At 71.5% G+C, this 24,332-nt stretch carries 23 protein-coding genes; 7 read left to right on the top strand and 16 right to left on the bottom strand.

Annotated elements, in window-relative coordinates:
- The first annotated feature begins 20 nt into the window (after positions 1-20).
- Both ACIBQX_RS25310 and ACIBQX_RS25305 read left to right on the top strand, forming a co-directional pair.
- Positions 21-380: a MerR family transcriptional regulator gene (locus tag ACIBQX_RS25310; RefSeq protein ID WP_397008504.1), complete on the top strand. Its 360-nt coding sequence runs from the start codon at positions 21-23 to the stop codon at positions 378-380.
- Complete coding sequence (locus ACIBQX_RS25305) at positions 377-847, top strand: GerMN domain-containing protein (RefSeq protein WP_397008502.1); 471 nt, start codon at positions 377-379, stop codon at positions 845-847. The genes ACIBQX_RS25310 and ACIBQX_RS25305 overlap by 4 nt, the downstream gene beginning before the upstream one ends.
- Positions 848-878: 31 nt before the next feature.
- Here ACIBQX_RS25305 and ACIBQX_RS25300 read toward each other — a convergent pair whose 3' ends face one another.
- From ACIBQX_RS25300 to ACIBQX_RS25280, 5 genes are read right to left on the bottom strand one after another with little or no spacing between them, the layout of a single operon-like run.
- Positions 879-1,802: a cation diffusion facilitator family transporter gene (locus ACIBQX_RS25300; RefSeq protein WP_397008500.1), complete on the bottom strand. Its 924-nt coding sequence runs from the start codon at positions 1,800-1,802 to the stop codon at positions 879-881.
- A gap of 51 nt (positions 1,803-1,853) precedes the next feature.
- Complete coding sequence (locus tag ACIBQX_RS25295; RefSeq protein WP_397008498.1) at positions 1,854-2,963, bottom strand: SIS domain-containing protein; 1,110 nt, start codon at positions 2,961-2,963, stop codon at positions 1,854-1,856.
- On the bottom strand, positions 2,960-3,127 hold the full coding sequence (locus ACIBQX_RS25290) for a Trm112 family protein (RefSeq protein ID WP_189138818.1): 168 nt from the start codon (positions 3,125-3,127) through the stop codon (positions 2,960-2,962). The genes ACIBQX_RS25295 and ACIBQX_RS25290 overlap by 4 nt, the downstream gene beginning before the upstream one ends.
- Complete coding sequence (locus ACIBQX_RS25285) at positions 3,124-4,473, bottom strand: phosphomannomutase/phosphoglucomutase (RefSeq protein WP_397008496.1); 1,350 nt, start codon at positions 4,471-4,473, stop codon at positions 3,124-3,126. The genes ACIBQX_RS25290 and ACIBQX_RS25285 overlap by 4 nt, the downstream gene beginning before the upstream one ends.
- A 41-nt stretch (positions 4,474-4,514) precedes the next feature.
- Complete coding sequence (locus tag ACIBQX_RS25280; protein WP_397008494.1) at positions 4,515-4,883, bottom strand: DUF3499 domain-containing protein; 369 nt, start codon at positions 4,881-4,883, stop codon at positions 4,515-4,517.
- A gap of 136 nt (positions 4,884-5,019) precedes the next feature.
- On the opposite strand from ACIBQX_RS25280, the gene ACIBQX_RS25275 reads away from it, so the two are divergent.
- On the top strand, positions 5,020-5,460 hold the full coding sequence (locus ACIBQX_RS25275; protein WP_397008492.1) for a metallopeptidase family protein: 441 nt from the start codon (positions 5,020-5,022) through the stop codon (positions 5,458-5,460).
- A 52-nt stretch (positions 5,461-5,512) separates the two neighbouring features.
- Here the strand turns inward: ACIBQX_RS25275 and ACIBQX_RS25270 are convergent, their stop codons facing one another.
- Both ACIBQX_RS25270 and ACIBQX_RS25265 read right to left on the bottom strand, forming a co-directional pair.
- Entirely contained in the window at positions 5,513-5,773 is a 261-nt protein-coding gene (locus tag ACIBQX_RS25270) for a WhiB family transcriptional regulator (RefSeq protein WP_049564653.1), read from the bottom strand.
- A 319-nt stretch (positions 5,774-6,092) separates the two neighbouring features.
- Positions 6,093-8,369, bottom strand: coding sequence for a hypothetical protein (locus ACIBQX_RS25265; RefSeq protein WP_397008490.1), 2,277 nt, complete (start codon positions 8,367-8,369; stop codon positions 6,093-6,095).
- Between the two features lie 195 nt (positions 8,370-8,564).
- Between ACIBQX_RS25265 and cofD the strand changes: the two genes are divergently transcribed.
- The 3 genes from cofD to ACIBQX_RS25250 all read left to right on the top strand — a co-directional run bounded on the left by cofD (position 8,565) and on the right by ACIBQX_RS25250 (position 11,618).
- Positions 8,565-9,503: a 2-phospho-L-lactate transferase gene (gene cofD / locus ACIBQX_RS25260; RefSeq protein ID WP_397008488.1), complete on the top strand. Its 939-nt coding sequence runs from the start codon at positions 8,565-8,567 to the stop codon at positions 9,501-9,503.
- Positions 9,500-10,774, top strand: a complete 1,275-nt coding sequence (locus tag ACIBQX_RS25255) for a coenzyme F420-0:L-glutamate ligase (protein ID WP_397008486.1) — start codon at positions 9,500-9,502, stop codon at positions 10,772-10,774. The genes cofD and ACIBQX_RS25255 overlap by 4 nt, the downstream gene beginning before the upstream one ends.
- Before the next feature lie 94 nt (positions 10,775-10,868).
- Complete coding sequence (locus ACIBQX_RS25250) at positions 10,869-11,618, top strand: lytic polysaccharide monooxygenase (protein ID WP_397008484.1); 750 nt, start codon at positions 10,869-10,871, stop codon at positions 11,616-11,618.
- Between the two features lie 32 nt (positions 11,619-11,650).
- Here the strand turns inward: ACIBQX_RS25250 and ACIBQX_RS25245 are convergent, their stop codons facing one another.
- The 7 genes from ACIBQX_RS25245 to ACIBQX_RS25215 all read right to left on the bottom strand — a co-directional run bounded on the left by ACIBQX_RS25245 (position 11,651) and on the right by ACIBQX_RS25215 (position 21,297).
- Positions 11,651-13,321: a substrate-binding and VWA domain-containing protein gene (locus ACIBQX_RS25245; RefSeq protein WP_397008482.1), complete on the bottom strand. Its 1,671-nt coding sequence runs from the start codon at positions 13,319-13,321 to the stop codon at positions 11,651-11,653.
- Positions 13,322-13,432: 111 nt separating this feature from the next.
- Positions 13,433-16,039, bottom strand: a complete 2,607-nt coding sequence (locus ACIBQX_RS25240) for a bifunctional FO biosynthesis protein CofGH (protein WP_397008480.1) — start codon at positions 16,037-16,039, stop codon at positions 13,433-13,435.
- A gap of 51 nt (positions 16,040-16,090) precedes the next feature.
- Positions 16,091-16,987 carry a DNA-3-methyladenine glycosylase family protein gene (locus ACIBQX_RS25235; RefSeq protein ID WP_397008478.1) on the bottom strand — a complete coding sequence of 299 codons (897 nt, stop codon included), beginning with the start codon at positions 16,985-16,987 and terminating at the stop codon, positions 16,091-16,093.
- 91 nt (positions 16,988-17,078) lie between these two features.
- Positions 17,079-18,170 (bottom strand): sugar phosphate nucleotidyltransferase, encoded by a 1,092-nt coding sequence (locus ACIBQX_RS25230; RefSeq protein ID WP_397008476.1) that lies wholly within the window; start codon positions 18,168-18,170, stop codon positions 17,079-17,081.
- A 20-nt stretch (positions 18,171-18,190) separates the two neighbouring features.
- Positions 18,191-19,246: a glycosyltransferase family 4 protein gene (locus tag ACIBQX_RS25225; protein WP_397008474.1), complete on the bottom strand. Its 1,056-nt coding sequence runs from the start codon at positions 19,244-19,246 to the stop codon at positions 18,191-18,193.
- Positions 19,247-19,402: 156 nt separating this feature from the next.
- A complete protein-coding gene (locus ACIBQX_RS25220) occupies positions 19,403-20,350 on the bottom strand; it encodes a lysylphosphatidylglycerol synthase domain-containing protein (RefSeq protein ID WP_397008472.1) in 948 nt (315 codons plus the stop codon).
- A 119-nt stretch (positions 20,351-20,469) separates the two neighbouring features.
- Positions 20,470-21,297: a methyltransferase domain-containing protein gene (locus tag ACIBQX_RS25215; RefSeq protein WP_397008470.1), complete on the bottom strand. Its 828-nt coding sequence runs from the start codon at positions 21,295-21,297 to the stop codon at positions 20,470-20,472.
- A gap of 157 nt (positions 21,298-21,454) precedes the next feature.
- On the opposite strand from ACIBQX_RS25215, the gene ACIBQX_RS25210 reads away from it, so the two are divergent.
- Positions 21,455-22,414, top strand: coding sequence for a lysylphosphatidylglycerol synthase domain-containing protein (locus ACIBQX_RS25210; protein ID WP_397008468.1), 960 nt, complete (start codon positions 21,455-21,457; stop codon positions 22,412-22,414).
- Here the strand turns inward: ACIBQX_RS25210 and ACIBQX_RS25205 are convergent.
- A complete protein-coding gene (locus tag ACIBQX_RS25205; RefSeq protein WP_397008466.1) occupies positions 22,315-23,376 on the bottom strand; it encodes a glycosyltransferase family 4 protein in 1,062 nt (353 codons plus the stop codon). The genes ACIBQX_RS25210 and ACIBQX_RS25205 overlap by 100 nt on opposite strands.
- A gap of 1 nt (position 23,377) precedes the next feature.
- Entirely contained in the window at positions 23,378-24,307 is a 930-nt protein-coding gene (locus ACIBQX_RS25200) for a glycosyltransferase family 2 protein (protein ID WP_397008464.1), read from the bottom strand.
- Between the last annotated feature and the right edge of the window lie 25 nt (positions 24,308-24,332).

The following is a 24,332-nucleotide window of genomic DNA, read 5'->3' as shown; positions in this document are numbered from 1 at the left end:
CCTGACGTAAGAATGTAAGAATGCGGATCACGGAAGCGGCCAAGCGGCTCGGCATGTCCCCCAGGATGCTCCGGTACCGGGAGGCGCTCGGCCTGCTCCCGCCGATCCGGGAGCAGGGCGCGCACCGCCGGTTCGGCGCCGAGGAGCTGGCCGCCGTGGCTCAGGCGGTGGAGCTGGAGAAGCGGTTCGACGTCTCCCCCGCCGAGCTGGCCTTCGCCCTGCGCGCCCTCAGCGAGCCCGCGGTGGCGGCGGCCGTGCGCGACCTCGGCGTGCGGATCGGCCGCATCCAGGTGCCGCGCCGGGCCCTGGACTTCGAGCAGGAGAAGGCGCTGCGGCTGCTGCGAACCTCCGCCCCCGGCCGGACATCCAACAGGACATGAGAGAGCTGCTGATGGCCACGGTGCTCGCCCTGTCCCCGGTGCAGGCCGGCAGCGAGGTGAAGGTCTACTTCTCCCACGGGTTCGGCGTCCCTGGCAAGGTCGTCCCCGTCACCAGGAAGGCCCCCGACCGGGGAGTCGCCACGTTCGCGCTGCAGCAGCTCATCGCGGGCCCGACCGCGGCCGAGCGACGCCGGGGGCTGCACTCCGAGCTGGGCGGCCAGATCCGCGGCAGGTCCGACTGCGGCGCCGACTTCACCATCAAGATCACAAAAGGTACGGCCACACTCCGCTTCTGCCGGACCGTGTGGGGCAACGGCGTGGGCGGCGACGCGCGGATCCTGCGCACCATCGACGCGACGCTCAAGCAGTTCAGGACCGTCAAGAAGGTCGTCACGCTCGGCAAGGACAGCCGCTGCCTGTTCGACCAGACCGACGCGGGCACCTCCTGCGTCACCGGCCACGAGTGATCGGCGCCGCGCCCCGAGGCGCGGCGCCGGATCAGGCGTTGCTCGGCGTACGGTACAGGTCCGGCTCCAGGTAGATCACCCGGGCGATCGGCACGGCCTCGCGGATGCGCCGCTCAGCCTCGTCGATCCCCTCGGCCACCTCGGCGGCCGTGTCGTTGTTCGTCACCGCGATCTTCGCCGCCACCAGCAACTCCTCGGGGCCCAGGTGCAGCGTGCGCATGTGGATGACGCGATCCACCTGCGGCGTGGCCTCCAGCGCGGTGCGGATCTGGGTCTCCATCTCCTCCGAGGCGCCCTCACCCAGGAGCAGCGACTTGGTCTCGACGGCCAGGATGACCGAGATGATGGCCAGCAGCACACCGATCATCAGCGTGCCGACGGCGTCCCACCTGCCGTCGCCGGTGACGACCGCCATCGTCACGCCGAACAGCGCGAAGATCAGGCCGAAGAGCGCCCCCAGGTCCTCCAGCAGGATGACCGGCAGCTCGGGCGCCTTGGACCTGCGGATGAAGGCCATCCACGACTGCTTGCCGCGCACCGCGTTGGCTTCCTGGATCGCGGTCCGGAACGAGAAGATCTCGGCGATGATCGCGAAGATCAGCACGCCGAACGCCCAGCCCGCCGACTCCACCGGGTGCGGGTCGGAGAGCTTGTGGAAGCCCTCGTAGAGGGAGAAGAGCGCGCCGATGGCGAACAGCACGACCGCGACCACGAAGGCGTAGAAATAACGCTCGCGACCATAGCCGAACGGGTGCTCCTGGGTGCTGGCCCGCTTCGCCCGCTTGCCTCCGACCAGCAGCAACGCCTGGTTGCCCGCGTCGGCGACCGAGTGAATGCCCTCCGCGAGCATCGAGGAGGATCCGGTGAAGGCCGCAGCCACGAACTTCGCCACAGCGATTGCGGTGTTCGCCGCCAATGCCGCAAGGATTGCTTTGGTTCCGCCGCTCGCGCTCACCGGGGGTCTCCCAATCTCATGATCATGTTACTGAAGGCCTGAAACGAGATCCTATTGCGAAATTCTGGCCTTTATCTCCGAGATCGCCGCCACCGGGGTCGGATCGATACCGTAGCCCAGCGCCAGATAGGTGCTCGCGTAGTCGCCGAGCCCCACCAGCGAGGCCAGCCGCTCCAGCGGATGGGCGCCGTCGGCGGCCAGCTCGGTGACCGGCACGCCGCGGTCGTGCGCCAGCCGCACCGCGGCCTCGCGCGCCCTGGCCACCTGCGGATGCTCCTCCAGGTCACGCAGCATCACGAGCCTGAGCGAGCGGCCCGGGGTCTCGGCGAAGATGTCACGCTCGGCCAGCGGCCCGTCCAGCGCGGCCACCTGGTTGTGGCCGGCCTCCGGCAGCTCGCCGGGGATCGCCGGATACTTGGCGCTGGCATTGAGCTGACCGGCCATGCGGCAGGCCGCGACGGCCGCCAGCCGGGACGAGCCCCAGATCATCGGCACGCTCTCGGCCAGCTCCATGGCCAGCGACTTGCCCGGATTGACGAACGACTCGCTGGACGGCCGGCACCGGTGCGCGATGTCCTCCAGCGACTTGGCCACCTGCTCGACCATCGCCTCGTCGAGGCGTACCAGGCCCAGCGAGGCGGCGGCGACGATCAGCGGGACCGTCACCAGCCAGAGGTTGGCCCGGGGCTGCCCCCGCGTCGGCAGCGGGACGTGGACGGCCGACGCCTGGGTGGCCACCGACTCCAGCGCGGAGCCCGCGGGCCCCAGCGCCAGCAGCGTGCAGCCGCGCCGCACCGCCTCGGTGGCGACGGCGAGCGTCTCCTCGGTCTCGCCCGTCCAGGAGATCGCGACCACCAGGTCGGTGGCGCCCACCCAGCCGGGCAGCTGGTAGGAGCGCAGGGTCACGATCGGCAGCGGGGCGCTGTTGCCGCAGACAGCGGCCAGGATGTCGCCCGCGATGGCGGAGCCGCCCATGCCCGCGACCACGACCGCCCTCGGCCGCCCGTCCGCCGACAGCCGCTCGACGACGCCCGCCTCGATCGCGCACCGGTGGCCGGTGCGCACCTGGGCCGCCGAGGCGGCCACGGCGAGCAGCATGCCCCCCGGATCGCCCTCGCTCAGGTGGCGCTGGTCGTCGAGCCGCTCCGGCTCCCAGGTCACGGCTTCCTGGCCTCGTCGACGAGCAGCACCGGGATGTCGTCACGGACCGGATAGATCAGGCCGCATCCCGTGCAGGCCAGCTCCTCGGTTTCGCCCTCCACGCGCAGCGGTGACTTGCACGCCGGGCAGGCCAGGATCTCCAGCAGCCAGTCGTCGATCTTCACTGTGTCACCTCTCTGAGCAGGCCGAGAACCTCGTCCCGGACCGCCGTCATCGTGGTCTCGTCAGCCGCCTCGGCGTTGAGCCTGAGCAGCGGCTCGGTGTTGGAAGCCCGCAGGTTGAACCACCAGCCGGGGGCGCTCACGGTCAGGCCGTCGAGGTCGCCGACCTCGCCCCGCCCGGCGAACGCCGCCCGCACCCGGCGCAGCGCGCCGTCCTGGTCGGCGACGGTGCTGTTGATCTCGCCCGTGGCGTGGTAGCGGGAGTAGGCCGCCACGACCTGCGACAGCGGCCGGTCCTGCTCGCCGAGCGCGGCCAGCACGTGCATCGCCGCCAGCATGCCGGAGTCGGCGAACCAGAAGTCGCGGAAGTAGTAGTGGGCGGAGTGCTCCCCGCCGAAGACCGCCCCGGTGCGGGCCATCTCGGCCTTGATGAAGGAGTGGCCGACGCGGGTCCGCACCGGCTCGCCGCCGTGCTCGCGGACGATCTCGGGGACGCCGCGCGAGGTGATCAGGTTGTGGATGATCGTGGAGCCGGGGTGCTTGGCCAGCTCACGCGCCGCCACCAGGGCGGTGATCGCCGACGGGGACACCGACTCGCCCCGCTCGTCGACGACCCAGCACCGGTCGGCGTCGCCGTCGAAGGCCAGCCCCACGTCGGCGCCCGCCTCCACCACGGCCTTCTGCAGGTCGAGCAGGTTGGCGGGCTCCAGCGGATTGGCCTCGTGGTTGGGGAAGGCGCCGTCGAGCTCGAAGTAGAGCGGGGTCAGCTCGATCGGCAGCCCGGCGAACACGGCCGGCACCGTGTGGCCGCCCATGCCGTTGCCCGCGTCGACGACGACCTTGAGCGGCCGGTTGGCGGACAGGTCGACCAGCGTGCGCAGATGGTCGGCATAGCCCTGGAGCAGGTCCTTCTCGATCAGGGAGCCGGTGGGCGCCCCCGTGTCGCCGATCAGCTCGGCCGCCCGGTCGCGGATCTCGGTCAGGCCGGTGTCGCCGCCGATCGGCACCGCGCCCGCGCGGCACATCTTCATGCCGTTGTAGCGGGCCGGGTTGTGGCTGGCGGTGAACATCACACCGGCCAGGCCGAGGCTGCCGCTGGCGTAGTAGAGCAGGTCGGTCGAGCCGAGCCCGGCGTGCACCACGTCGGCGCCGCGAGAACGCGCGCCACGGACGAAGGCGTCGGCGAGCGGCACGGAGGAATCGCGCATGTCATGCGCCACCACGACCGACTCGGCGCCGGTCACGTCGACGAAGGCCGCCCCCACGGCCTCGGCGATGGGCTCGTCGAGCTCGTCCGGCACCACGCCGCGAACGTCGTAAGCCTTGAAGATCTTGGCGAGATCGCCCACTCCAGCTCCGCCCCTAGGTCGTCTGTACGGCCAGGACGAGCCTACCGGTCACGGTGCTGCTGGGCCGACCTGAGAACGCGAAGATGCCCACGTCGGCCTACCTCGACGCCTTGGCCGACAGGCTCGCCGGCGCCGGAGGGGGTGGGCCTGGCGGCCTCCCTGACCGCGTTGGCCAGCGCTTCGAGGTCGTCGGAGCTCGGCGAGCCGCCGTCCGTCGGCAACCGGACGACCTCCCAGCCGCGGGGAGCGGTCAGCCGCTCGGCGTGTTCGGCGCACAGGTCATAACAGTGTGGCTCGGCGTACGTCGCCAAGGGGCCGAGAACTGCGGTCGAGTCGGCGTATACGTACGTGAGCGTGAAGACGGCAGGCTGACTGCAAGCGGTGCGGGAACAGCGGCGGACGGGGCTCACGGAGGGACCGTATCTGGTAAGAGTGCGGGACGCCACTATCTGGGCGCTCTTAACGAGCGTGTCGCCACAATTCGGACACCTGTCGCAGGCTTTCCACCTACATGCCCCGAAGGCGCCTCACCCTTAGACTTGCCGTGTGACTTCCAAGCGCGGTCCCCGGCGGCGTGACCGGCACGGTCGCGGCCTGCGCGGGCCGCTCGCACCCTCCTACGTGCCCATGGCCAGGGCCCGTAGCGAGCGCTTCGACGACCTGGTGCTCGACGCGGTCGACCGGCTCAGACCCAAGTGGGACAAGCAGCTGTCCGCCGTGGAGTTCGCGGTGGAGGAGGTGCCGCCGCTGAGCGAGCTGGGCGACGGTCCCGGTGTCTCCTCGGGCCCCATCCCGTTCGGCCGCGCCGACACGGCGAAGGGGCAGAGCCCCGCCTCGGTCGTGGTCTACCGCCGTCCGCTGGAGGCCCGCGCCCGCGATCGTGACACGCTGGGCGCGCTCGTGCACGACACCGTGGTGGAGCAGGTGGCCACGCTGCTGGGCCTGTCACCCGACACGGTCGACCCCGGTTACGACGAGCGCCGCTAGGACACGAAAAAGGGCCACACGGTGATCCGTGCGGCCCCTCCCCGCTTTATCCCTATACGGCCTGGCGTTTGATCCGTCGGCGTTCCCGCTCGGACAGCCCACCCCAGATGCCGAAGCGCTCGTCGTGCTCGAGTGCGTACTCCAAGCACTCAGCACGAACTTCGCACGATCGGCACACCTTCTTGGCCTCTCGGGTGGAGCCGCCCTTTTCCGGGAAGAACGCCTCTGGATCCGTCTGCGCGCACAGTGCGCGCTCCTGCCAGCCGAGTTCTTCAGCGTCAAGCTGATCCTGTGCGATGACCAAATCGGTCACTGCACACCTCCCTGCCGCCCGCCCGCAATGGAGCCCCCCATGGAACGCCTTCCTTGTACCCACCCACGGGAAGGCGTAACAACATGGTTGTAATTACACGCGTGTGCCGTACGTGGCGTCAAGCGGCATGCTGGTATCCGGGGAAAGACCAGCTCTCGCCCCGGTCGTGCCTGGCATGTGATGTTCGCACCCGGTTCGGGCCAGAGTCCTGGCCCATGGACGGGTGTGTTCAACGCTGTCAGCGGTCGGAACCGTAGCAGGGCGGGATAGAGCTCCGCCCTGTGCGCCACCTCTTCTCTAGCCTTGCTTTGCCGGTCCGTTACCTGCGTGGCTCATTGGGGGTGTATATAGCCGTTGGGTCTATTGGGTCATCCCCTTGGCGGGTCTGTTCCCCCAGCGCGTCGCCGCGCAGTGCCGACTGGTCGAGCCGGATGGTTGAGTCGGCCGCCGGGGCGTCCGCGCCCCAAGCCGGCGCCTGGTGGTGCTGCGGCCGGTAGCCCTGGGCGTCGTACTGGCCCTGCTGCTGGGGGTAGGCGGCCTGTTGCGGGTCGTACGGGGCCTGCGAGTGCTGGGGCTGGCCGGGGTAGGGCTGCTGAGCCTGCGGCGGCTGGCCGTACTGTGGCTGGCCCTGTTGCTGGCCGTGCTGCGGCTGGCCCTGTTGCTGGCCGTGCTGCGGCTGGCCCTGCTGCTGCGGGTTGCCGAACAGGTCGTCGTGCGGCCTGGCGCCCTGGGCGCCGTAGTCGGGGACCCGCAGGTCAGGCTGGGTACCCACGCCCGACTGGTAGGTGTCGGCCTGCTGGTAGGCGTCGAGGAGCTGCTGTGAGCGCGGGTCCACGGGCGGGTCCGGCTCCTGGAAGGCGGGCTCCTGGGCCGGGGTGGAGAACTCGCTGCCGGAATAGCCGGTGAACGGCTGCCCACCCTGCGGCCCCGCCTGCTGGCCGCCGTGCTGGCCGCCCTGCTGCCCCGCCGGCTGCCCTGCCTGCTGGTCGAACGCTGACGGGCGGTCGTAGTAGGGCTGCTGGCCGCCGTACTGGGGGTCGCTCTGCGGGTACGGCACGCTGGGCGCCGTCTCGGTCGTGGGGTAGCCGGAGCCGAACGCGCCCGGCTGCTCCACCGGCGCGGCGTAGAGGTTGTTCGGCCGGCTGTCGGAGTGCGCGCCCAGCTGGCTGTCGGGCTGGGGGGCGTACGGGTTCGGCTGGCTGTCGGCCGGAGGCGCGTACGGGTCGGCCGAGCCGTACACGTTGGGCTGGCTGTCCGCCGGAGCGTAGGCGCCCGCGTGGCTGTCCGGCTGGGGGGCGTACGGGTTCGGCTGGCTGTCGGCCGGAGGCGCGTACTGGTCCGCCGAGCCGTACACGTTCGACTGGCTGTCGGAGGGGCTGTACGGGTTCGGGTGGCCGTACTGGTTGGGCTGACTGTCCGCCGGGACGTACGGGGCCGGCTGATACTCGGGCTGCGACGGGTACGTCGCGTCCGGCGCGGTCTCGGACGGCGCGTACGCGGCGTGGGACGGCTGGGCCTGCGAACCGTAGGAGTCCTGGCTCTGCGGGTTGTACGCGTCCGGTGCCGGCGTGCTGTAGGCGTCCGGGGAGTTGTACCCGTCCTGGGCCGGGGAGCCGGCGGCGGGCGTGCTGTACGGGTCCTGGGAGGCGGTGGCCTGGCCGTAGCCCGCCTCGAACTGGCCGGCCGGCTGCTCGGACCGGCTCGGCTCGCGGTCGGACGGGGCCGCAGGAAGCGCCGGGAGCGCCGCGCGGGGCTGGGGCGGCTGGTAGGCGTCCTGGGCGGGCTGCGGGGGCTGCGCGGGCTGGTCCTGCTGGGCGAACGGCTGGCCCTGCGGGTTGTAGGGCTGCTGCTGGTACGGAGGCTGCTCGGGCTGGCCGCCATAGCTCGGAGGCTGCTGCGTGTACCCGGGCTGCTGGCCGTACGGCGGCTGCTGTCCCTGGGGAGGGGGCTGCTGGCCGTACTCCTGGGCCGGCGGGAATCCCGGCTGGCCCTGCGCGTACTCCTGGGCATAGCCCGACTGCCCGGGGGGCTGCTGGCCGTACCCCTGCTGGGCCTGCGGCGGTGGCTGCTGGCCGAAGGCGGGCGGGCCCTGCGAGGGCGGCTGCTGGGCGTACCCCTGAGGGCCGTAGTTCTGCTGGTAGCCGGTGGCGCGTCGCTCGGGCAGAACCTGCGGCAGCAGGTAGACCAGCGCGACGGCGGCCAGCGCGAGAATCGGCGCGCCCGTGAGCACGAACTCCACGGTCGCCCGCGCCCCGTTGCCGGCGAACAGGCCGAGCAGCAGCGACAGCGCGCCGAACACGGTGGCGACCGCGAGCGCGCCGGCGGCGACGTAGGCGATCGGCTTGGCCTTGGGCGAGGGCCGGCCGACCTTGGTGACCAGCAGCACCGCCCCCAGGACGAGCGCCACGTTGAGCGGGCTGGTCAGGCTGAAGAAGTGGCCGAAAGCCCGTTCGGTGAAGGACGGCCCGCTGCCACCGAGTGGCCCGGAGGAGCCGATCAGGATCCGGCCCAGCGTCAGCAGGATGTCCAGCCCACCGGCGGCCAACATGATCCAGGCGGCCGGCTCCTTCAACCGCGCTACGTCTAATTTGCTCACAACTACCCCCAACGGACCCTTTAGCCCGAAGGGAGTTTGCCACATCATGGACTGGCCCCGTGGGAGTCCCATGCAGCCCGTAGATCACAATAAACGTTATCTTCCCCGCGAATCACGCCCATGCTGGGGATGTGGCGAGGGCGAAATCGGCTCCTGTGGGAAGTGTCACCAAACCCCGGTGGAAGACTGGGCCGCATGCACATCGTGTCCCTCGCCGGCGGCATCGGCGGCGCCCGCTTCCTGCGTGGCCTGCGCGCCATCGCGCCTGACGACCAGATCACCGTGATCGGCAACACGGGCGACGACATCACCCTGTTCGGCCTGCGGGTCTGCCCCGACCTCGACACCGTCATGTACACCCTGGGCGGCGGCATCGACGAGGAGCAAGGCTGGGGCCGGGCCGCCGAGACGCACGTCGTCAAGGAGGAGCTGGCCGCCTACGGGGTCGAACCGCAGTGGTTCGGCCTGGGCGACCGCGACTTCGCCACCCACATCGTCCGCTCCCAGATGCTGGAGGCCGGCTACCCGCTCTCCCAGATCACCCAGGCCCTGTGCGCCCGCTGGCAGCCGGGGGTGCGCCTGCTGCCGATGAGCGACGACCGGTGCGAGACGCACGTGATCATCTCCGACGAGCACGGCAAGCGGGCCGTCCACTTCCAGGAGTGGTGGGTCAGGCTGCGCGCGTCGGTGCCCGCCGAGTCCTTCGCGCTCGTCGGCGTCGACACGGCCAAGCCCGCCCCTGGGGTGCTGGACGCGATCGCGGACGCGGACGTGGTCATCCTGCCGCCGTCCAACCCGGTGGTCAGCATCGGCACCATCCTCCAGGTGCCCGGCATCCGCGACGCGCTCACGGCCAAGACCGTGGTGGGCGTCTCCCCCATCATCGGCGGCGCGCCGGTCCGGGGCATGGCCGACGCCTGCCTGACGGCGATCGGGGTGGAGACCAGCGCCCAGGCCGTCCTGGAGCTGTACGGAGCCGACCTGATCGGCGGCTGGCTGGTGGCCCCCGAGGACTCGGCGGTCGCCCTGGACGGCGTCCGGGTCGAGGCCCGGCCGCTGCTCATGCACGACGCGGACGCGACGGCGGCCATCGCCCGCGCCGCCCTCGACCTGGCACAGGAGCTCGCCCGATGACCACCCCGCAGCAGATCGAGATCCTCGGCGTGCCCGGCATCGGGGAGGTGCGCCCCGGTGACGACATCGCGGCCCTGCTCCGGGACGCCGACGTGCGCGAGGGCGACATCCTGGTCGTCACCTCCAAGATCGTGAGCAAGGCCGAGGGCCGGATCCGGGAAGCTCCCGACCGGGTCAAGGCGATCGAGGACGAGACCGACCGGGTGGTGGCCCGGCGCGGCGACACCGTGATCTCGCAGACCCGGCACGGTTTCGTCATGGCCGCCGCCGGGGTGGACGCCTCCAACACCGATCCCGGCACCGTGCTCCTGCTGCCGGAGGACCCCGACGCGTCGGCGCGCCGGATCCGGTCGGGGCTGACGCCCAAGGTCGGCGTGATCGTCTCCGACACCTTCGGCCGCCCGTGGCGGCACGGGCTGACCGACGTGGCCATCGGCGCGGCGGGCGTGACGCCGCTGGCGGACTTCCGGGGCGGCACCGACACCCACGGCAATCCGCTCAACGCCACTGTGACGGCTCTCGTGGACGAGATCGCGGCCGCCGCCGAGCTGGTCAAGGGCAAGCTCGACGGGGTTCCCGTCGCCGTCGTGCGCGGGCTGGCGCACCTGGTGACCGAGGAGGACGGGCCGGGGGTCAGGCCGCTGGTGCGTCCGGCCGACGAGGACCTGTTCCGGTTCGGGTCACGCGACGTCGTGTTCGCGCGCCGTACCATCAGGGAGTTCTCGGACCGGCCCGTCGACGCCGCCGCCGTGCGGCGGGCGGTCGCGGCGGGCATCGCCGCGCCGGCGCCGCACCACACGACCCCGTGGCGGTTCGTGCTCGTCGAGTCGGCCTCGACCAGGACGCGGCTGCTCGACGCCATGCGGGAGGCGTGGATCGCGGACCTGCGCGGCGACGGGTTCACCGAGGAGTCGATCGCGAAGCGGGTCAGGCGTGGCGACGTGCTGCGCGCCGCGCCCTATCTGGTGGTGCCGTGCCTGGTGATGGCGGGCTCGCACACCTATCGGGACGACCGGCGCAACGCCGCCGAGCGGGAGATGTTCGTGGTGGCGACGGGCGCGGGCGTCGAGAACTTCCTGGTTCAGCTCGCCGTCGAGGGGCTGGGCTCGGCGTGGGTGTCGTCCACGATGTTCTGCCGCCCGGTGGTGCGTGAGGTGCTCGACCTGCCCCAGGAGTGGGATCCGATGGGCTGCGTCGCGATCGGCCACGCAGCCGCTCCCCCTCGGGATCGGGCGCCACGCGACCCTCAGGACTTCTTCGTGACGCGCTGACCTGCGACTTTCAGAGAAAGTCACGATTTGGTGTACCTGTTAGGAAAGTTTCCTTTACATTTGGGCGCACCCCCACCGTAAAGGAGCTCGCTTCATGAGAAGGTTGCTCACCTTACTGTCCGTGACGGTGCTCGCCGTCGCCTGCACGATCTTCGCCACCTCCCCGGCGCTGGCCCACGGCTACGTCAACTCGCCGCCGAGCCGCCAGGCCAACTGCGCCCAGGGCAAGGTCTCGGGCTGCGGCGACATCATCTACGAGCCGCAGAGCGTCGAAGGACCGAAGGGCCAGCGCAACTGCCACGGCGGCATCCCGCGCTTCGCCCAGCTCAGCGACGAGAGCAAGGCGTGGCCCGTCACCTCGGTCGGCAGCACGGTCGACTTCAAGTGGACGCTGACCGTCCAGCACGCCACCAGCACGTGGGAGTACTACATCGGCGGCACCCGGGTCGCGAGCTTCAACGACCAGGGCCGCCAGCCGCCGTCGCTGCAGGTCTCGCACCGGGTGAACCTCTCCGGCTTCAGCGGCCGGCAGAAGGTCCTCGCCATCTGGAACATCGCCGACACACCCATGGCCTTCTACGCCTGCATCGACCTACGGATCGGCGGCGGCGCGGGCAACCCCGACCCCACCCCGACCCCGACGCCCACCCCGACCCGTACTCCGACGCCCACCCCGACGCCGACGCCGACCTCGCCCGTGGGCGGCACCTGGAAGGCCGGCACCGCCTACAAGGCCGGTTCGACCGTCACCTACGGAGGCGCCACCTACCGCTGCATCCAGGCGCACACCGCCCTCGCCGGCTGGGAGCCGCCGAACGTTCCCGCCCTGTGGGGCAAGGTCTGATCGCCTGAGGGGGCGCCGCCGTCGGCGCCCCCTCACCCGCACGTCGGGTGGCACAAGCGGCGGGCCAGCGCCTCCAGGAACACGTCGATGATCTCGCCCGGCTCCTGGGCCACGTGCAGGGAGCCGTTCGTGGCGGCCGTGATGCCCGCCAGGCCGTCGCGGTCGACGCCCTTGCCGAAGGCGATGACGATGATCTGGATGGGCTTGTCCGGCTTCCACTCGGTGCGCAGCCGCTCGGTCAGCTCCGCCAGCTTGAGCCCGCGACCGTCGTCCCTGCCCGCCGTGATCACCAGAAGCGTGTTGTTCATCTCCTCCCGGTATTTGCCGCCGACCTCGCGGAAGCCGCTCAGGATCGCGTCGTAGAGCGAGCTGTCCCGGCCGGGATGGGCGGTGATCGTGGTGGTGAGCTCGTTCAGCCGGCCACGCCTGACCAGTTCGCCCGTTTCCGGGCGGTTGATCGGGCCGAGTCCCACCCGCTGCTCGTACCCCTTGACGCCGCCGAGCCGGTGGGCGAACTCCCAGAACCCCATGTGCGTGGAGTCGGGGAAGAGCTGCAGCCCGAGCCGCGCGGCGGCCAGCGCCACCCCGACCCGGGTGCCGCCGTTGAGCGGCTCGGCCATGTGCTTCGAGGTGTCGGTCAGCACGAGGATGTTGGTCGGCGGGGCGAGCCTGCTCCAGGCGCGCAACGCCTCGTCGATGTCCTCGTCCGTCACCGAGGACCGGATCTTCGGGTTCGTGACCGGGATCCGCGGCGCCGGCGAGATCGGGGCCTGTCTCCCGTCGCCCGACCGGAACCCCGCCTCCCGGACCAGCCGCTGCGCCTCGGGGCCGCGCAGCCACTCGGCGAAGGCCGCGGACCCCTCGGCCACCATGGGATCGGTGGCGGTCACCGCGTACGGATAGTCGAGGGTGATCGTGCCCTCGCGCGGGTGCAGGGCGACGACCGGGTCGGCGGACAGGTTCAGGTTGTGGTTCCACACCGACTGCTCCGGCACGATGACGACCGGGCGCTGCCAGAACGTGCGGTCGTCCACCGCCGCCAGCATGCTGCGGTAGTCGGGCGCCGAGCCCGCCTGCGCCCACCGGACGAACGCGGTCAGCGCCTTGTCCGCCTCCGGCCCGGTGCCGACCACGTCCCGGGCCGCCGCGACGGTGGCGATCCCGGCCCCGGCCAGCGACGGATCCGGCACCCGGACCACGTCGGGCTCGTCCTCGGTGGGCGTCACCCGGCCGCGCACCGTGGGCGGGAAGACCATCCGCCAGTTCATCTCCGTGTTGCCGATGGAGAACTTCTCGGCGAGCGACGAGCGGGTCGCGAACACCAGCGGCGAGGTCGCCACCACCGTCTCACCCGCCCGCAGCGCGCTCGCGCCCTGCTCCCGCGCCAGGCGGATCCAGGCCGACGAGTCGGCGATCCAGCCGTCCGGCCGCTCACTGAGCACGCCCGCCCGCTCCCCGATCAGCGTGCGCAGCACGGTGGCGGGAGGCCGCTCGGTCACCTGGACGAGCACGCACCGCCCGCCCGCGGTGGTCTTCGTCTCGTTGAACCGCCCGGCCGCCCGCATCACGGCCGGAGCCACGTCCAGGGCGGCCGCCACATCGACCAGAACAGGCTCTCGTGTCGAGCACAGGGCCCGCGCGCCGCCGAACACCACCACCAGCATGCCCGCGACCAGGGTGACGGCCGTGAGAACCGAGAGCACTCCGTTGCGGAGCGCTCTCTTCCTTTTCTGCTCGGGAGATAACGCGGCGCGGTGTTGGCCAAACCGCACGGTGAACCTCTCTCGATGGGGAGTGACGATTCTCCCAGCACGCTAGGCCATCGGCAGCACTCGCCGCACGCTCTGGCACACGCCGTCGCTCGCCGCCGACGCGGCCAGCCGCTCGTCGCTCGGCCGGCCGTACTCGGTGGTGCGCTGCCGCACCGGCCTGCCGGTGAGCTCGACCATCTCGCGCAGCTCGCTGATCGTCTTGTACGACCCGTTCTCCGACCCGGCCATCCGGCTGATCGTCTCCTCCATGAGCGTGCCACCGAGATCGTTCACGCCGCCCTTGAGCACCTGGTGACACAGGTCGTCGCGGAGCTTGACCCAGGAGCACTGGATGTTGGAGATCGCGCCGTGCAGCAGGATCCTGGCCAGCGCGTGCACCGCCCGGTTCTCCCTGGCGGTGGGGCCCGGCCTGGCGATCCCCGCCAGATAGATGGGCGCGCTCGTGTGCACGAACGGCAGCAGCACGAACTCGGAGAACCCGCCCGTCTCCTCCTGCAGCCGCCTGATCAGCTTGATGTGCCTGACCCAGTGCAGGTGGGTGTCGACGTGCCCGTACATCATCGTGGAGGTGGTCGGCAGGCCCACCCGGTGCGCGGTGGTGATCACGTCCACCCACTCCTGGGCGGGCAGCTTGCCCTTGGTCAGCACCCAGCGCACCTCGTCGTCCAGGATCTCCGCCGCCGTGCCCGGCAGCGAGTCCACCCCGGCCTCCTTGGCGGCGTGCAGCCAGTCCTCGATCGACAGGTTGGTGCGGCTGGCGCCGTTGATGACCTCCATCGGCGAGAAGGCGTGCACGTGCATGCCCGGTGTCCTGGCCTTGACCGCCCTGGCGATGTCGAAGTAGGCCGTCCCGGGCAGATCGGGGTGGATGCCGCCCTGCATGCACACCTCGGTCGCGCCCGCCCGCCACGCCTCCTCGGCCCGGTCGGCCACCTGGTCCAGGCTCAGGGTGTACGCGTCGGCGTCCGTCCTGCGCTGGGCGAAGGCGCAGAACCGGCAGCCGGTGTAGCAGACGTTGGTGAAGTTGATGTTCCTGTTGACGACGTAGGTGACCTCGTCCCCGACAGCCTGCCGCCGCAGCTCGTCGGCGATCCCGGTGAGCTCCTCCAGCGCCTCCCCGTCGGCGGACAGCAACGCGACCGCCTCGGCGTCGCTGAGCCCCGCAGGATCGCTCTCAGCCCGCCGCAACGCCTCCCGCACCTCAGCGGACACCCCACCGGCCGCCCGCGCCGGTGCGGCGAGCACCTCGTCGGCGGAGTCCGGCGCAACGCGTACGGCGGGATCCAGCCGATCCCGCAGCGCGTCCCAGTCCCCATAGACGTGGTCGAAGTCATCCCGCCGATCATGCGTCCGCCCGGAGGTGTCCACCTCCACATGCAGATCCACCCTCCCGGAGGCCGCGAACCCACCGTCAGGCTCCTGCCAGGGCAGCCCCGCGGGCAGCACTCCCTCCCGGGCCAGCCCCGTCTCCGGGTCGGCCAGCGCCGCCACGTGCCCGAACAGCCGGGGATCCAGCCAAGGCTCCCCCGCCCGCACGTACTCGGGGTAGATGGTCAACCGCTCCCGCAGCCGGAACCCGTGCTCGGCCGTACGCGCGGCCAGCTCGTCGATCTGCGGCCACGGCCGCTCCGGGTTCACATGGTCGGGCGTCAACGGCGACACCCCGCCCCAGTCGTCGATCCCGGCCCGGATCATCAGCTCGTACTCGGCGTCCACCAGGTTGGGCGGCGCCTGCACGCGCGCCCGCGGCCCCAGCACCAGCCGGGTCACGGCGATGGTGGCGGCCAGCTCCTTCAGGTCCGCGTCGGGCAGCCCGCGCATCGCGGTGTCCGGCTTGGCGCGGAAGTTCTGGACGATGACCTCCTGGATCGCGCCGTACTCGCGAGCCACCCGCCGGATGGCGAAGATGGACTCGGCCCGGTCCGCCACGGTCTCCCCGATGCCGATCAGGATCCCGGTGGTGAACGGCACGTTGGTCCGCCCGGCGTCCTCCAGCACGCGCAGCCGTACCGCCGGGTCCTTGTCGGGCGAGCCGTGGTGCGGCTGCCCCTTCTCCTCGAACAGCCGCCGCGAGGTGGTCTCCAGCATCATGCCCATCGACGGCGCCACGGGCTTGAGCCGCTGCAGGTCGCGCCAGCTGAGCACGCCGGGGTTGAGGTGCGGCAGCAGCCCGGTCTCCTCCAGCACCGCGATGGCCATCGCCCGCACGTAGGAGAGCGTGTCGTCGTAGCCGTGCGCGTCCAGCCACTCGCGCGCCTGGTGCCAGCGGTCCTCGGGCCGGTCCCCCAGGGTGAACAGCGCTTCCTTGCAGCCCATGGCGGCGCCCTGCCTGGCGATCTCCAGCACCTCGTCCGGGCTGAGGAAGGGCGCGTCGAGCTTGTGCGGCGCGGTGGCGAACGTGCAGTAGCCGCAGCGGTCCCGGCACAGCCGGGTCAGCGGGATGAACACCTTCCTGCTGTAGGTGATGATCCCCTCGCGGCCGACGGCCTTCAGCCCGGCGTCCCGCACTCGGGAGGCGTGGTCCAGCAGCGTGTCGAGGTGCTCGCCGCGCGCGTGCAGCAGCACGGTGGCCTCGGCGACGTCCAGGGTCTTGCCATCACGGGCACGAGCGAGTGCGCGACGGAACGCGGAATCACTGACGAGACTCATACCGGCACACTACGGGCAGCTGAGTTCGTGGTGCGCACCCAGGGGCCGTGGTCAGAAGGAACGGTAGTCGCGCGCGGCCATCCTGGGCCCGCGCGCGGGCGGGCGCAGGCCCGTCAGCATGATGAGGAGGGTGGCCCGATGCCGGTGTCCCCGGTACGGCTCCAGCAGCCGCATCATGCCGGGATCGTCCGTCTTCTCCCCCGTCAGCGCGTAGCCGACCATCTTGGCCAGGTGAAAGTCGCCGACGCTGACCGCGTCCGGATCCCCGAAGGCGCGCTGCCGCACCTCGGCGGACGTCCACACGCCGACCCCCGGCAGGGCGCGCAGCAGCCGGTCGAGCTCCGCGCTGGTGCCGGCGGCCTCCAGCTTGGCGGCGTGCCAGGCGGCGGTGGCGATGGTCCTGGCGCGCACCGCCTCGGCCCCGGCCTGATGCCAGTGCCAGCTCGGGATCTCCCGCCACACGGACGGCTCGGGCACGACCCACATCCCCTCGGGCGCGGGCCCCGGCGCCGGCTCGCCGTACTTCCGCAGCAGCCACCGCCACGCCCGCCACGCCTCACGCCCGACGACCTTCTGCTCCAGTACGGCCGGCACCAGCGCCTCCATGACCCGGGCCGTCCTGCCGATGCGCAGCCCCGGATGCTTCCTGGCCACGTCGTCCAGCACCGCGTGCCGCACCCTGAAGCCCGAGACGTCGTCGTCGGCGCCGAGCAGCGCGGGCAGCCGGTCCAGCATCCACGCGGCCCCCGGCCCCCAGGCGCGCCCGTGCACCTCCCGGTGGACGAGCGTCACCTTGAGCGTGGCGGGGCCGTCCGGGGTGCGCGTGGTGCGCCATACGGCCCCGTCGAGCGTCTGGCGCCAGGCCGGGTCGCCGGAGCCGCGCTTGTGGGGAGCCATCGCCATCCCCACGTCAAGCGGCCCCTCGGGCACCCAGACGCGCTCCATCATCCGTCCAGTGTGCCCGCTACCGGCCGCACACCGCGCGCCGGCGTGACCACTACCGACCGCACGCCGCGCGCCGGCGTGCGGTCGCTGCCGGTCAGACGTCGCTCGAGTAGCGGACCGCGCGCTCGGGCAGCTCCACGCCCGGCCAGATGCGCACGCCGGCCTGCAGCTCGTTGCCCGGCCCGACGACCGCGCCGTCGCCGATGACGGCGTCGCGCACCACCGTGCCCGCGCAGACCCGCGCCCCCCGGCCCAGCACCGAATCGGTCACCCGCGCGCCGGACTCGACCACGCAGTCGTCGCTCAGCACCGAGCCGATGACGATGGCGCCCGCCTCGACGACGGACCGGGCGCCCACGGCCGTGCCGCCCTGGACCTTGGCCTCCGGCGAGACGACCGAGCCGGGCAGAGCGAGGTATTCGCCCGTGGGCCCCGGCAGAGCGGGCGAGGCCAGCCGGCCGAGCACCAGGTCGCGCGAGCCCTGGACGAACGCGGCGGGCGTGCCGACGTCGAGCCAGTAGGTCCGGTCGGCGTAGCCGAGCACGAGCCGGCCCGACTCGATGAGTCCGGGGAAGGTCTCCCGCTCCACCGACACGACCTCGTCACGCGGGATCTGGTCGATGACCGACCGGGTGAACACGTAACAGCCGGCGTTGATCCGATTGGTGACCGGATTGGGGGTCTTCTCCAGGAACGCCGTCACCCGGCCGTCGTCGTCCGTGGGGACGCAGCCGAACCGGGTCGGATCCTCCACCTCCGTCAGATGGAGCGTTACAGCGGCGTCACGAGCGAGGTGCCCACGCACCTGCTCGCCGATGTCGTGACCGGACAGGATGTCGCCGTTGAGCACCAGGACCGGGTCACCGGGCCCGGCGGACAGCGCCTGCGCCGCGTTGCGGATGGCACCGCCGGTGCCCAGCGGCGTCTCCTCGGTCATGTACTCGATCGAGAGCCCGAACGCGGACCCGTCACCGAACTCCGGCTCGAACATCGACGCCTTGTACGAGGTGGCGAAGACGATCCGGCGTACGCCGAACGAACGGGCCCGTGCCAGTTGGTGGGCCAGGAAAGGCACTCCGGCGGTCGGCAGCAGCGGCTTCGGCGTGCCCAGCGTCAGTGGACGCAGGCGCGTGCCCTGCCCCCCGACCAGGAGGATCGCCTCTAGGTCTGGCAAAGAGCTCTCCATAACTTTGGGAGGGTAGCGAACTATTCGATCGCGCGTTGATAAGAACTGAGGTGCGCTTCGGCCGAAGCTTCCCAGGTGAATTCGCGTGCCCTCGCCAGGCCTGCCTCCCGCAATTGCCGTCTCCTGTCCGGTGAAGCCAGAAGCTGGGCCAGCGCGGTGGCGATGCTGTCGGCGTCCGGTTCACTGTAGGCGACCGCGTCACCGCCCACCTCGGGCAGCGACGTGCGGTGGGTGGTCAGCACGGGCGCGCCGCAGGCCATCGCCTCCAGCACGGGCAGGCCGAACCCCTCGCCCCTGGACGGGAAGGCGACCACGAGCGCCCCGCCGAGGAAGCCGGGCAGGTCGGGCGCGTGCAGGTAACCAGGGCGCACGACCTTGACGGTGGCCTCGACCTCGCGGCAGGCGGCGTCCACGTCGTCCTCGTGCACGCCGCCGCCGAGCACCAGCGCGGGCGGGTCGGCCAGCCCCTTGACGGCGGCGGCGAAGCCGCGGATCAGGTTTGGAACGTTCTTGCGCGGGTCAAGCGCGCCCAGGAAGGCGACGTACGGCTGGCCGTGCAGGCCGCACCTGCTGACCGCCCGCTGGATCTCGGCCTCGCTCGGGGCGTGGAACTGCTTCTGGTCGACGCCGTGGTAGGCGACGTCGATGCGGGTGGGGTCGGCGGCGAGCACCCGCACCAGCTCGTCCCTGGTGGCCTTGGAGGGCACGATCACCCGGTTGGCGTGCCGTACGGCGGTGCGGGTGGCCGAGCGGAAGAACGAGGCCCTGGAGGGGCTGTGCTGCTCGGGCTCGGTGAACCAGGTGACGTCGTGCACCGTCACGACCGTCCGCACGCCCGAGCGGAGCGGGATGGAGTAGTAGGGGGCGTGGATCACGTCGGCGCCGACCCGGCGGGCGAGCAGCGGCAGGCCGGTCTGCTCCCAGGCGAGCCTGGCCGCCCGGTTGGTCAGCGAGACGGGCCCGGGAATCACCCGGGCCGACGGCGCGATCGCGGTGTATCGCTCGGCGTCCGCCCGCTGGCAGGCCACCGCGAGATCGGCGCCCGCCCGGTCGAGCGCCCTCACCAAACCGTCCACATACCTGATCAAGGCACCGCGGTCCGCGGGAACCGCGGCCGCATCGACGAGCACTCGAGGCATTACGGTGATCTTCTCCCCTCAAGATCAACGTGGGATCTGATGTCCCCCTCTATTTCCAGCTTATGACCAGCCTCCCCTAAATCGTGTGTCAAATCACACTGAGTCGCGACGTGCCGAAATTCCCGCCAATCCAGCACAGAGCAAATCGCCAAGAATGATGACAATCCTGGAACAAAGGGCCACGGCGATGGCCTGACCAGCGTCCATGACGGGTGCGAGAACGGCCACCATGGCGACCTCCCGCACCCCTGCTCCGGCCGGCACGACGAACGTCATGATGCCCAGACACCACGACAGCGCGAATGCCCCCACGGCGAACACCAGCCCCGCCTCGGGGGCGACGAAGAACAGGTGGACGCCGTAACAGCCCCAGCCGAGCAGCGCCCAGCCGAGTGCGGTCAGCATCCCGCGCCGGGTGAGCGGCCGCTCCAGCGGCTCGCGCTTGAGCTTGCGCAGCCCGAAGCCGATCAGGCCGTTGATCACCCTGGGCTCCAGCAGCACCAGGAGCACCGGGACGAAGAGCAGCAACCAGCCGAACCGGTCCCAGCCCAGCGCCCCGAGCGCGACCAGCAGGCCGCTGGCGAGCTGGATCGGCATCATCAGGAAGAACGCCGCCGCGCTGCGCGGCCGTGGCACCCCGAGGTCGCGCCCCATCTCCATCTGGGCGAGCATCGGCCACACGGCGCCGGGGATGTACTTGCCGAGCTGGCCCACGAAGAACACCTTCGCCGCCGGCCGCAACGGCAGCGGCGAGCCCAGGTCGGACAGCAGGGTGCGCCAGGTGAGCATGGCCCCGAGCAGCGCCGCCACGACGGCGACCAGCGACCCGGCGAGCATCGGCCAGCTCAGCGTGGCGAACCCGGCGACCACCGCGTCCCACTGGGAGGCCACGGCGTACGCGCCGAACCCCAGCGCCACAAGAAGGAACCCGACCCGCACCGCCCTGCGCACCACCACCCCCTTGCCCATGGCCCTCCCCCCACGGCCACCGGCCCCGGCCTCCGGCCCGGCGACCGCCTGCGGGTCGGCGCCGGACGCCACCGGCCCGAGGTCGCTGACCGATACATCGTGACCTGGCCCGGGGTGACCTGACTCAGGGCGACCCGCCATACGAGAGTGGTCCGCTGTCCTTTCGGGGCGGCCTGACGTACCGGAGTCGCTCACAGGGGGCGGACCCGTTCGGGAGGCTGCGGGAGGGCGGCGCCCGCCGGGCGGCGCGGCGTCTTGGTGGCCACCCACAGGTAGGTCGGCACGAACGGCAGGAGCAGCCGCAGCACCGCGCGCGGCGTGCGGGCCAGGACCGTCCGCGCCACCCGCCCCAGGGCCCCGGGGAACAGCTCGGACCCGGCGAAGCGGGTCGGCGTCGCCAGCACCGGGAAGGTGTAGTCCCACACGTGGAAGGCCCGCAGCATCCTGCGCAGCCCGCGCCGGGTACGGAAGCGCTCGTAGTAGTGGTCGGCGCGGCCGGAGGCGCGCACGTAGCGGTCGGCCAGCGCGGGCGGCAGATAGGACAGGAACGGCAGCTTGTAGTGCGGCTCCATGATCCCGAGCCGGTTGCCGAGGCCCAGGTAGAGGGCGCCGTCGTCGGAGAGCACCCGGTGCATCTCGGCCACCACCGCGTCGGGGTCGACCACGTGCTCGTAGATGTGGTTGAAGACCAGCACGTCGATCGAGCCGTCCGGGAACGGCAGCGCGGTGCCGTCGCCGCAGACGAACGCCACCCGCTCGCCGAACCGGTCGGCCGCCTTGCGCAGCCCCGGCACGTCGATGTCGATGCCGAGCGTGTGCTTCGCCCCGGCCGCCGCGAGCTCGTCGGCGATGAAGCCGGCCGAGCAGCCCACGTCACCCACGGTCAGCCCGCCGAGCAGCCCCTGGAAGTGCTCCAGCACCGCGATGATCTTCGCGGCCTTGCGCCGGCGCTTCGCCTCGTCGAGCATCGCCGACTGGAACTCGGAGTAGGCCAGCTGCGCGACCCGTTGCTTTCCCACGCCGCCCAACAGTACCCGCGCTCGCCGCCGTCAGCCGTCCCTCAGCGTTGATACGGCGACCCGCCGGAGCAGGATGTGGACCTCTGGCGGCCTGGCGAAGCCGGTTCGACCTGGGAAGAGCTGGCTCGGCCCGGTGCGGCGCGCGTACCCTGGCCGGATGATCCGCCGCCTGCTGCGCGTCGTCCTCGCCCTGGTCGCGCTCGGTTTCCTGGGCTACGCCCTGGCCCGCAACTGGGACGACACGCGGGCGGCGGTGGCGCAGATCTCGCCGTGGGCGGTGCTCGGCGCGTTCGTCGCGGTCCTGCTCGGCCAGTTCTGCATGCTGCTGGCCTGGCGCGCGGTCCTCGCGGGGCTGGGGTCGCCGCTGCCGGTACGGGTGGCCGGGCGGATCATGTTCGTGGGCCAGCTGGGCAAGTACATCCCGGGCGCCGTCTGGGCCTACGCCGCCATGATGGACCTCGGCCGCGACCACGGCAGCCCGCCGCGCAGGACGTTCGCGTGCATCTCACTGGCGCTGGTGATCAACCTCGGGGTCGGCATCGCGCTCGCCGCCGCGACCCTGGCGACGCAGGAGGTCGTGCGGCAGGCGTGGTATCTGCTGCTGTTCGTGCCGGTGATCGCCGTCTGCCTGCATCCCAGGGTGCTCACCTGGGGTCTCAACCTGGCGCTGCGGCTGGCGCGCAGGCCGACGCTCGACAGTGTGCTGCCGGGCCGCACGGTGCTGGTCGCGGTGGCGTGGACGGCGCTCGGCTGGTTCGTGTACGGCCTGCACACCACCATGCTCGCGGGCCGGTGGGACCTGTATGTGATCGCGACCGGCGCGTACGCGTTCGCCTGGGCGACCGGGCTGCTCACCTTCGTGGTGCCCGCCGGGGTGGGGGTGCGGGAGGGTGCGCTGGTGCTCGTGCTCGCGCCGATCATCGCCACCGGCCCGGCCTTCGCGGTGGCGGTGCTGTCGCGGCTGGCGTTCACGCTGGCCGACGCGGCGGCGGCCGGGCTGGCGTTGCTGCTGGGGCGTCAGGCGTCCAGGAGCGTGGCCGTGTACGCCGACCAGAAGGGGGCGGGATCGACCGCCTTGACGCCCGACCGCAACCTCTCCGGCTCGCCGGACGCGTAGAACCTCTCGATCGTCCGCCTGAGCGCGTCAACGTCGTCCGGCTCCACCAGCAGGCCGTCGACGCCGTCCCTGACATGGTCGGCGAGCGCGCCGACGCGGGTGGCGATCACCGGCACGCCGTGCTCGTGGCCGAGCCACACGTTCTGGCTGGCGGTGGCGTTGCGATAGGGCAGGACGAGCGCGTCCGCCTCGGCGAACAGCTTGGGCACGTCGTCGGCGGCCACGTAGCCGGGCCGCAGGTCCACCCGGTCGCCGATCCCCAGCTCGCCGATCAGCTCCCTGGTGGCGTCCAGCCCGCCCCAGAACTCCCCCGCCACGGTCAGCCCCACGCCGTCGGGCAGCGCCCGCAGCAGCACGTCAAGCCCCTTGTACGGCCGGACGATGCCGAAGAACAGCAGCCGGTGGTGCACCTCGTCGGAGCGTCCCGCATGGGTGGAGGGCAGGTGCGGCGGCAGCGGCGCCACGCTCACCGGCCCGCCGGTCAGCTCCCTGGCCAGCTCCGCCTGCTGACCGGAGTGGGTCAGCACCCCGTCGACGCGCTTGAGCAGCGCCTTCATCAACGGCCTGTCGTACGGCTTGCGCTCGTGCGGCAGCACGTTGTGGCAGAGGGCGACGGTCCTCGCCTTCCGGCCTATGCCGTACAGAATCCCCAGGTACGCGGGGACCTGCACGGGGCTGAGGACGGCCAGGACCACCAGGTCGGCCGTGCGCAGCCGCCGGCCGGCGGCCACCCACCCGTCGGGCCGGCGCCAGTCGAGGACGCGCTCGGTCTTCGGGTAGGGGGTGCCCTCGGGGGCGTCGATGGTCTGCTGCCCCGGATAGAGGAACGACGGATACTGCGCCTTCCACGACTCGATCACCACGTCGTGGCCGAGCGCCGCGAGCCGGTGCGCCAGCTCGGTGGTGTGCTGGGCCCCGCCCCCCTTGTACGGATAGGTGGGGCCGACGACGGCGATCCGCACGCTACTCGCCCCGCGACCGCACGATCAGGTCGGCCAGCAGCGCCACCGACCCGATGAGCATGCCCGACAGGAAGATCATCACGGTGTTGGCCGGGAAGTAGAAGGGGTGCTGGATCATGTCCCACACGCCCTTGGCGAGCCCGATCGTCACCAGCCAGAGGGCCGGCGGCATGAGCACCTTGAGCGGGTTGAAGTACATGATCATCCGCAGCACCTGCAGGATGTAGCGGTAGGCGTCGGACACGAAGCTGAACTTCGACTTGCCCGCCCGCTTGGCGTAGCCGATCGGCAGGTAGTAGACGTCATGCTGGTTGGACAGGAACGACAGCGTGATCGTCGTGACGCAGGAGAACCCGGGCGGCAGCAGCCGCAGATAGGGCTTGGCCACCGACTTGCGGAAGGCCCGCAGCCCCGAGTTGAGGTCCGGGATCTTCTGCCCGGCGAGCTTCTCCGCCACCTTGCGGATCACCCACTTGGCCGGCACCCGCAGCAGCTTGTGCGAGCCCTCCTCGGAGGTGCGCGCGCCGACCACCTGGTCGACCGTCTGATCCTTCTCCAGGATCTGCACCAGCTCGGGGATGCGCTCGTTGGGGTAGGTCATGTCCGCGTCGGTCCACACGACGATCTCGCCCCTGGCCTCCTGCGTGCCGATCCTGCGCACGGTGCCGGAGCCGCCGTTGCGGTGGAACGCGCGGATGCGCAGATGGGGATAGTCGGCCGCGGCCTCCTGCAGCCTGGCCAGCGTCTGGTCGGTGGAGCAGTCGTCGACGGCGACCAGCTCGTAGGTGTAGCCGCTGGAGTCCATGGCCTTGGTGATGCGCTCTACCTCGGCCACGACGTGATCCTGCTCGTTGTAACACGGCAGGACGATGGTGACGTAGGGCGCTTCTTCCACGGTGGATCCACTCTGGGGGGTCTCAAGCGTGCTCACGTGCGTCGAGGGTACTCTGCCCGGA

The organism is Nonomuraea sp. NPDC049714 (genome assembly GCF_044465295.1).
In the GTDB taxonomy this organism is placed as follows: domain Bacteria; phylum Actinomycetota; class Actinomycetes; order Streptosporangiales; family Streptosporangiaceae; genus Nonomuraea.
The sequence above is the reverse complement of the archived record's forward strand: the minus strand, read 5'-3'. Positions and strand labels throughout refer to the sequence as shown.